At 32.3% G+C, this 9,149-nt stretch carries 7 protein-coding genes; 4 read left to right on the plus strand and 3 right to left on the minus strand.

Going from position 1 to position 9,149, the window contains the following annotated elements:
- Positions 1 to 243 precede the first annotated feature (243 nt).
- Positions 244 to 1,437 carry an acetate/propionate family kinase gene (locus ACJAX4_RS19250; protein WP_435791057.1) on the plus strand — a complete coding sequence of 398 codons (1,194 nt, stop codon included), beginning with the start codon at positions 244 to 246 and terminating at the stop codon, positions 1,435 to 1,437.
- A gap of 67 nt (positions 1,438 to 1,504) precedes the next feature.
- Here the strand turns inward: ACJAX4_RS19250 and ACJAX4_RS19255 are convergent, their stop codons facing one another.
- Together ACJAX4_RS19255 and ACJAX4_RS19260 are read right to left on the minus strand one after the other, a co-directional pair.
- Positions 1,505 to 2,785: an aspartate aminotransferase family protein gene (locus ACJAX4_RS19255; protein ID WP_435791058.1), complete on the minus strand. Its 1,281-nt coding sequence runs from the start codon at positions 2,783 to 2,785 to the stop codon at positions 1,505 to 1,507.
- A gap of 16 nt (positions 2,786 to 2,801) precedes the next feature.
- Complete coding sequence (locus ACJAX4_RS19260) at positions 2,802 to 4,727, minus strand: peptidase U32 family protein (RefSeq protein ID WP_435791059.1); 1,926 nt, start codon at positions 4,725 to 4,727, stop codon at positions 2,802 to 2,804.
- A gap of 89 nt (positions 4,728 to 4,816) precedes the next feature.
- Between ACJAX4_RS19260 and ACJAX4_RS19265 the strand changes: the two genes are divergently transcribed.
- Entirely contained in the window at positions 4,817 to 5,080 is a 264-nt protein-coding gene (locus ACJAX4_RS19265; protein ID WP_435791060.1) for a DUF3243 domain-containing protein, read from the plus strand.
- 90 nt (positions 5,081 to 5,170) lie between these two features.
- On the opposite strand, the gene ACJAX4_RS19270 is transcribed toward ACJAX4_RS19265, so the two are convergent.
- Entirely contained in the window at positions 5,171 to 6,118 is a 948-nt protein-coding gene (locus tag ACJAX4_RS19270; RefSeq protein WP_435791061.1) for an ABC transporter substrate-binding protein, read from the minus strand.
- A 444-nt stretch (positions 6,119 to 6,562) separates the two neighbouring features.
- Between ACJAX4_RS19270 and ACJAX4_RS19275 the strand changes: the two genes are divergently transcribed.
- Together ACJAX4_RS19275 and ACJAX4_RS19280 are read left to right on the plus strand one after the other, a co-directional pair.
- On the plus strand, positions 6,563 to 8,413 hold the full coding sequence (locus tag ACJAX4_RS19275) for an FAD-dependent oxidoreductase (protein WP_435791062.1): 1,851 nt from the start codon (positions 6,563 to 6,565) through the stop codon (positions 8,411 to 8,413).
- A gap of 149 nt (positions 8,414 to 8,562) precedes the next feature.
- Positions 8,563 to 9,149, plus strand: a 587-nt coding sequence (locus tag ACJAX4_RS19280; RefSeq protein WP_435791063.1) for a polyprenyl synthetase family protein, incomplete at its 3' end; no start/stop codon positions are given.

Raw genomic sequence — 9,149 nt, forward strand, 5'->3', positions numbered from 1 at the left:
TATTAAGCCTAAAGATATGTAATAATTATATTTCATTATTCATGAATACAAACAGGTAAATACTATAAAAACCAAGTCTTAGCATTAGGACTTGGTTTTTGTGCAAGAATTATATTATAATCTATAACTTATAGGAAAAACTTTGATTATGTCTTCAATTAGATTAATTTGTGTATGTTATGTGATATACAAAATAGGCAAAAATAGAAAAATTAAGCGAATAATATACAGGAGGGGATTTTTATGAAAATACTTGTTATTAACTGTGGTAGTTCTTCACTAAAATATCAACTTATTAATATGGAAGATGAAAAATGTTTAGCACAAGGTTTAATTGAGAGAATTGGTAGTGAAGGCTCTGTTTTAACTCAAAAGGTAGAAGGCCGTGAAAAATATATAGTAAAACAAAAAATGGATGATCACAAAGATGCAATTAAATTAGTCCTTAAAACACTTATAGATGAAATCAATGGAGTAATTAAAAGTGTAGATGAAATTAAAGCGGTAGGTCATAGAGTGGTTCATGGTGGAGAATACTATTCTAAATCTGTATTAATTGACGAAAAAGTAATGAAAGCATTAGAAGATTGTTCGAAATTAGCTCCACTTCATAATCCAGCAAATATTACTGGAATTAATTGTTGCAACGAACTTATGCCAAGTACCCCAATGGTGGCAGTATTTGATACAGCATTTCATCAAACTATGCCAGAGTATGCATATATTTATCCACTGCCATATGAATTATATGAAGATCTCAGGATAAGAAAATATGGATTCCACGGAACTTCTCATAAATATGTTTCTCAAGTGGCTGCAGAGATGATGAATAAAGATATAAAAGATTTGAAAATTATTTCTTGTCATTTAGGAAATGGAGCAAGTATTGATGCAATTAAAAATGGTAAATCTATTGATACGAGTATGGGATTTACACCTCTTGCAGGTATTGCTATGGGAACAAGATCAGGGAATATAGACCCATCAATTATAACCTTTTTAATGCAAGAACTAAATTTATCACCACAAGAAGTAACTGATTTAATGAATAAAAAATCTGGAGTTTTAGGTATTTCTGGAATAAGCAGTGATTTTAGAGATATTTGGGATGCAGCTAAGAACAATAATAGAGCACAACTGGCTTTGGATGTTTTTCACTATGAAGTTAAAAAATTTATCTGTGCTTATGCTGGTGCTTTAAGTGGCGTGGATTGCATCATATTTACGGCTGGCGTTGGGGAAAACTCAGTTAAAGCTAGGGAAGCTTGTTGCGCAGGATTAGAGTTTTTAGGAGTTAAAATAGATGTGGAAAAGAATAATGTTATAGGTAAAGCTGCGGAAATAAGTACAGCAGATTCAACAGTAAAAGTATTTGTAATTCCTACCAATGAGGAATTAATGATAGCAAGAGATACAAAGGAAGTTGTTAATTCATAATATATAATTAAAAGAAACCTCTACAAGTAAAATATTGTAGAGGTTTCTTTTATATCCATTTTTGTACTTAATTTATCAGCTTATTAAGAGCTAAATCCAATTTGTTAAGAACTAATTCCACATCATTTTCTATTATAACAAGAGGTGGCTGGAAAGCTAGAACATTTCTACCAGGTCCATTTTTACCTAAAAGAATACCTTCATCTTTTAATATCTCTAATATAAAGTCAGTTTCCTCGCAGGCAGGTTCACCATTTTCGCGTACTAGCTCTGCACCTAACATAAGGCCTATACCTCTAACATCATAAATTAATGGGTACTTTTCCTTAAGCTTAAGAAGGCCATCTTTTAATTTGACTCCTAAATTCTCTACGCTCGAACATAAATCATTATTTTTGATGTAGTCAAGCACAGCTATGGCGGTGCTTGATGCTACTGGATTTCCACCTAAGGTAGAGGCAGAAGCTTTTGTAAACGCAGTAGCAATTTTATCATTTGTGCAGAAGGCTGATATAGGGGTCCCGTTTCCAAGAGCTTTTGCCACTGTAATTATATCTGGAACTACATCGTAATGCTCTATGGCAAACATCTTGCCCGTTCTAGCAAATCCTGTTTGAATTTCATCTATGATAAGTAATATACCATGTTTTGAAAGCAGTGTTTTTATTTTTTTGAAGTACCATTTAGGTGGAGTTATAATGCCTCCATTACCTTGTATAGGTTCTGCAATTAAAGCTGCAATTGTGCCCGGTTTTTTATTCTCAATCACCTTTTCTATAGCTTCAAAGGATTCTTTAGCTGCTTCTTCAAGAGTTTTATCACTGTTATAAGAATTAGGAACAAAGGTAACACAATCAGATAGCATAGGGTCTGCTCTCCACATAGGGAGTCCCGTAACACTCATAGTTAAATAAGTTCTACCATGTAGGCTATTATTTAAAGAAATAAACTCATTTCTTCCTGTATAAAGTCTAGCAAGTAAAAGAGCACCTTCATTAGCCTCTGAGCCAGTACAGCAGAAGAAAGAATGTACAATATCTCCAGGTAAAACATATGAAAGTTTTTCAGCAAGAGTAACTATTGGCTCAGTTAAATATATAATACTTGTATGTTGAAGAGTTTTCATTTGATCTATTGTTGCAGCTGAAATTTCAGGGTTACAGTGACCGCAATTAATAACAGAAACACCTGCAAAAAAATCAAGATATTTTTTGCCTTCTGAGTCAAATAAATACTGCATTTCTCCCCTAACAATTTGAGGGGGTCTTTTATAAAAATGATGTGAGCAAGGAAAAAGAAATTCTTTTTTCTTTTGAATTATTTTTTCTGGTCCTATATATTTAAACATTATGTTGCCTCCTAGATTAATTGAATTGAAAAGTCCCAAGAGTAAATCCACAAGTACCCTGATCTAGCGAATGGAATAAATCTTCACATACAGTTAAATCATCAATGGCTTTTCTGTAAATATACAAAATTTTTCGTAGGTTATCAGTATCGTAATGACAGGCCTCGATTCTAAAATTATTTACGCCAATATCATTAAGTTCTTTCAAAAATGGAAGATAACAAAGCTCTTTATAAAGCGTCATATGATTCCTGCCATTGTTATCAATGTAAACTGGGTGTTCATGATTTTTTTCATCAACTAAAACTAGTACATTGTTAGGAACGTTAGAATTATCCGCCTGGCCTATAGGTTCTGAGATTTTAATATTCTCATATAAATTATGATCCATATACATAACTACTGGTGATCCATGAACTATTATTTCAATAGGGATTGAGGATTTAGTAATAGCTTCTTTAGCATCTAGTAATGGAGTTTCTACAGAAAGAGTTGCAATAGATAAACCTTGCTTTTCATAAAAATTTGCAGCAGAGTGATTATAAATGTTTAGTGAGTAATCACCAATAAGCTCAAGTCCTAGAGATTTAAATTTATTGATAGCACCTAAATTTGTTACAACTAAGCCATCAAGACCTAAATTATTTCCCTTAAGCAGTTGATTATATTTTGAAAAATCTTCTTCAAGCATCATTCTTGGAAATCCTAGATATACCTTTGTATTTCTTTTGTCTTTGGTTAATTCTAGTATTTCACTTTTACAAAAGGGATGATTTGGCTGAAAAACTTCTCCAGATAAATAAATTCGGTCTACACCTTCCTCAATTGCAACTCTAGCTTGCGCGTAGGAATTTACCTTAACACTTAACTTAGGTACGCGAGCTATAGAAATATCTCCCTTTAAAAGCGTTTTTATTTCTGATATTCTTTCTTTGCTAATTTCAGTTTCCTCTACAGGCTTACTGAAAACTTTACCGTGACTATAAAATATTCCAGTTCCTTCATAACGTCTATTAATATTTGAGAGCCCTGGTTTGCCAAAGGCACGGCCAGTAGATATGTCTCTTTTTCGAGTTTCATAAATATTTTTTGCAGCTTTTTTTCTATCATAGCAAATAGGATCCTCTATATATCTATCTATAGCATCACTGTAATAGTTAATCATGGTAACTAGATAATCTGCATCCTTCATTCTACCTTCTATTTTAAAGGATAAGATACCAGCCTCAATCATTTCAGGCAGATGCTCATACATATACATATCTTTAACAGCCATTGGATATTCTGTAGGATAAACTAGGCCATCTTTTTTCATTGTAAAATGCCAGCGGCAAGGCTTCATGCAAAGCCCTCTATTACTACTTTTTCCGAACAGCATGCCACTATATAGACATTGAGCACCATGGGCAATGCACATATCTCCATGAGCAAAATATTCGAATTCCATAGGGGTTTGGTTATGTAAGTTTTTTATGGATCGTAAATCCATGTCCCGAGAGGCAACAACTCTAGTAATTCCACTCTGCCTCAGAGCTTTAATAGTTTCTAAATTATGGACATTCATCATAACCGATGAATGGAGAGTTAAATTTAAATCTAAACTATTGATTAATTCTAGTATAGCAAAATCTTGAATAATTAGTGCATCTGGCTGGACTTTATCTAAGAATCTTAGATATTCCTCCGCATCTTTTAAATCATCCTGACTTAAAAGATTATTTACTGTTATATAAACTTTTTTGCTTAGGGAATGTGCAATAGCAATGGCCTTTTCTATTTCATCATTGTATAAATTATAGTCTTTTCTATGCATACGCATATTTAATTTCTTGCCACCAAAATATACAGCATCGGCACCACTGCATATAACCTTTTCAAATATTTCAAAGGTTCCTGCTGGAGCTAATAATTCTACTTCTTTATCATTAAAATATCTACTCATATAAAAACGTCCTTTCTTTATATTTAATGCGAATAATATTTTTCTTCTTTTATGTTAATAATAATTATATAACATGTGGAGGTGTAAAAATGGATTTAGACAATAAATTAATTGAAGACTTTGATAAATGGAAGAAAACATTATATAATGCGATATCTGTGGGTAAAAAAGTAGGTCTATCAGAGGATACAATAACAAACCTGGGTTCAAAAATAGGAGACTTTCTATCCTCTAACGTGGACCCGGAAAATAGGGAACAACGTCTTTTAAAGGAACTCTTCGAAGTTGCAAATAAAAAAGAGAAAGAATCTTTAACTGGTCTAATTATAAAAATGATACAAAAGGATCATTAATTAATCTAACTAATGATATGACCTCTTTCCATCCATAGTTAGAAAGAGGTCATATTTTAATCTATGGTGCATTATTTAATAAATAAGCAGTTATTTTATAAATGAATTATTTGATACATCTTGTAATTTATAATCATTAGTAGTTAAATCTTTAGATTTAAGCCAGATTAAAACTTCTTCTAGCTCTTTTTCAGAGGGCATAGAAGCCACTGAATAATCTGGAAGAGTCAAGGTTTTTTTTACAGTTTCGGGAAAACCAGCCTCTTCAATTACGAAATCAATATAGCTTTCTGTTTTTTCTTCTTTTAAGAATTTAATGGATTTATTATAAGCTTTGTAAAGCGATTTTATCTCTTCAGGTTTTGAGTTTATTGCATCCGTTGTAAACAACATTACACCGGGATTTATGCCGAGTTTTTCAGAACTACTTACAAGCTTACCACCAGTAGATATTGCAGCACTTGCGAGAGGTTCCGGTAATGTAGCCATATCCAATCTACCATTATTTAGCATCTCAAGTCTAGTAGGTATCTTTGGTATTGAGACTTTTTTTGGTGAGGTTATGTCTATATTGGAAGCTTGCATAATTCTATCTGTTAAGTATTCTATAATAGTATTTTTAGAAATTCCTATAGATTTTCCTATAGATTGTTCTATTTCAGCAATGCCAGAATCTTTTCCGGAAATAAGTTTAAAGCTACCATCCGTTTTTGAGGTGATTTTAACGTCAAAATCACTATCATTGAAAAACACTACGGCAAGCATATCAGATATTGCACCATCTATTTTTCCAGTTTGAAGGGCGGTATCCCTGTCGGCTGCACTTTTAAAGTGCTCTATTTTAACCTGAATACCTTCTTCTTTAAAATACTCATTGTGCTGAGCTATAATAAATGGAAGAGAGTCTACATCTGGCATAACACCAATAGTTAGAGTTTTAATTGATTCAGAACCTGTTTCTTCTTTCTTATTGGAACACCCAAATATACTTATTGAGACCATTAATACTAATACAAATACTAAAAATTTTTTTTTCATTATGTACCTCCAATAGCGATTTATCTATATTAATTTAAGTTTTTATTAACAATAGATTAAGAATCTGAAAGAAAGTGAAATATAAGATATACTTTTTATAAAGTACTGTAATGAAATGTAAACAACGCAGTGATTATAACACTTACCTGGTATGTTGTAAATAAATATTAACAATTGTAGGTAATAATATAAAAAGTATTTTCATGAACTAAATTAACAAAATGTAATATATATGACCAAATAGCTTATTATGATGAATAATTTAAGAAATTGTGATAAAATTTTAACTAAGATAGTGAAAAAAGTAATATTAAATGAAATGTTAACAACGTATTTGATTCATTAAAGATAATGTTTTTAATGATAATATAGTTTAGTAGTTTATAACTATTATTCTTATGAAAATAATTCCATGAATAATTAATAAACTTAGGGAGATGTAATATGAGTGATAAAAAAAGAATTGTAGTACTTGGCGGGGGGTATGGTGGAGTATTAACAGCGAAAGACCTAGCTAAGAAATTTAAAAAGGACACTAATGTAGAAATTACCCTTATTGACAGAAAGCCGTATCATACTTTACTTACTGAGCTTCATGAAGTTGCAGCAGGAAGAGTTTCAGAGGATTCAATTAGAATAGACCTAAAGAAAATATTTGCCAAAAGAAAAGTAGAGGTTGTATTAGATGAAATAACTGATTTAGATTTTAAAAACAATGTATTGAAATCTGATAGTAATAAGTATGAATATGATTACTTGGTTATCGGTACTGGGTGTCAGCCTACTTACTTTGGGACAAAAGGGGCAGAGGAATATGCACGTAAATTATGGTCATATGAAGATGCTGTAGAGTTAAAAGAGCATATTCTTAAAATGTTTAGAAAAGCGGTAAAAGAAACAGATAAACAAAAAAGACAAAACATGTTAACTTTTGTTGTAGTTGGCGGTGGGTTCACAGGGGTTGAAATGATAGGTGAACTTGCTGAGTGGAAGGACAGACTATGTGAAGATTTCTATATAGACAAAGAAGAGGTAAAGTTATATGTAGTAGATGCACTACCTAAAATTCTACCAAACTTACCAGATAAGTTAATTGAAAAAGCTAAAAGAAGGCTTGTTAAATTAGATGTTCAAATTATTACTGGTTCTGGTATTACAGAAGTAACAGAGCACTCTGTTACAATGGGAGACAAGGGTACCATTAATGCCGACACAGTAATATGGGCAGCTGGTGTTGAAGGCTCTGACATTGTAGGCAAAATGGATATTGAACAAAAGGGAAGAAAAAGAATAGTTACCAACGATAAGTTGCAATCTCAACAATATGAAAATGTATATATTGTTGGTGATAATATTTTCTTCATTCCTGAAGGTGAGGAAAGACCAATTCCTCAGATGGTTGAAAACGCAGAACAATCTGCCCCTATAATTGCACATAATATTCATAGCGATATAAACGGCAGCAAAGAAAAGAAATCCTATAAACCTTCGTTCCATGGTGTAATGGTATGTATAGGTGGTAAATATGGTGTAGCAAACGTTGGAGCAGGAACTAATTTCTTTGGTTTATCTGGATTCTTTGCATTATTTGTTAAACACTTTATAAACCTTGTATATTTCATTCAGGTTGCTGGATTTAATAAAGCTTGGTCATACTTAATGCATGAAATTTTCCATGTTAAAGACAATAGGAGTCTTGTGGGTGGTTATTTTTCAAAGGCATCTCCAAATTTTTGGCTTGTACCACTAAGAATGTTCGTTGGTTACATGTGGCTATCTGAAGGACTTGCGAAATTACCTAAAATATTAGCGGATCCTACAAAAATTTTCTTGATACCCGCTCCTATAGTTGATGGAGCAAGTGCTGCAACAGAGGCAGTTGAAGGCGCAGCAGATGCTACGGCAGCGGCGGTGGTATCTTTACCGGTGCCAGAGTTTATTGAAAAAATAGTTAAATGGTCTATGGATACTTTCTTCTATACAGGAGACGGTGGATATACAGGTTTAGCTACAGTTTTCCAAACAGGTATGGTACTTGCAGAAATAGTGGTAGGATTATTACTGATAGTTGGACTATTCAGTGCAATTGCTTCACTTACATCAATTGCTATGGGTATGATGATATGGACTTCAGGAATGGCTCCTACTGAGATGTTATGGTACTTAGCCGCTGGAGTAGCTCTTATTGGTGGATCAGGAAGTACTTTTGGTATGGATTATTATGTACTACCAATTTTAAAGAAATACTGGAAGAAGATAGGATGGGTTAAAAAATCTTATCTATATGTTGATTAATAAACATATGTTAAAATTGAATTTTTAAAAAACAAATGTCCTTTTAAAAATATTTAAAAGGACATTTGATATTATAGTGGAATATTTAATTAGTAGTGATTACCTTCACACCATTAAAACTTCAAAAATAATTGGACATAGGTGATAAAATGAGTAAATTATGGGAAAGTTACCCTCATATTACAGAAGAGTTACAAGATATAAAAAGAATAATTGTAGATAACGTGAAATCCAGTGAAAAAGAGTTTGATGAAGCTATTTCTCCACTAGTTAACGCAGAGGGAAAGATGTTAAGACCTGCTTTTTTACTGCTGGCATCAAAATTTGGAGAGTATGACAAGGATAAAATGCATAATCTAGCAGCGGCCATAGAAATGATGCATATGGCTACGCTCGTTCATGATGATGTTGTAGATGAATCTAAACTTAGGCGGGGCGTAGAAACGGTGCAACACAAATATAGTAAAGAATATGCAGTGTATATTGGAGATTTTCTGTTTTGCCAATGTTTTATAATGCTAGCATCATATAATTATTCCACAGAGAACCTAAAAGACATTTCAAAGGCCATATCTAAGATATGTATGGGTGAAATAATACAACATAATATCAGATATGTAAAAAAGACAAATCTCAAAAAATATATAAAAGTTATATCTGGGAAAACAGCAGCACTATTTGCTATTAGTTTTTATACTGGTGCAAAAGAATCTAAATGCACCGACAAAACTTCAAA

The sequence above is a fragment of the Clostridium sp. genome, assembly GCF_051278035.1.
Taxonomy (GTDB): Bacteria; Bacillota; Clostridia; order Clostridiales; family Clostridiaceae; genus Clostridium_AD.

What these genes read in the sequence shown, in the direction of transcription:
- ACJAX4_RS19250 (WP_435791057.1), top strand. Translation starts at nt 244, where the DNA reads ATGAAAATACTTGTTATTAACTGTGGTAGTTCTTCACTAAAATATCAA.
- ACJAX4_RS19255 (WP_435791058.1), bottom strand. Translation starts at nt 2,785, where the DNA reads ATGTTTAAATATATAGGACCAGAAAAAATAATTCAAAAGAAAAAAGAA.
- ACJAX4_RS19260 (WP_435791059.1), bottom strand. Translation starts at nt 4,727, where the DNA reads ATGAGTAGATATTTTAATGATAAAGAAGTAGAATTATTAGCTCCAGCA.
- ACJAX4_RS19265 (WP_435791060.1), top strand. Translation starts at nt 4,817, where the DNA reads ATGGATTTAGACAATAAATTAATTGAAGACTTTGATAAATGGAAGAAA.
- ACJAX4_RS19270 (WP_435791061.1), bottom strand. Translation starts at nt 6,118, where the DNA reads ATGAAAAAAAAATTTTTAGTATTTGTATTAGTATTAATGGTCTCAATA.
- ACJAX4_RS19275 (WP_435791062.1), top strand. Translation starts at nt 6,563, where the DNA reads ATGAGTGATAAAAAAAGAATTGTAGTACTTGGCGGGGGGTATGGTGGA.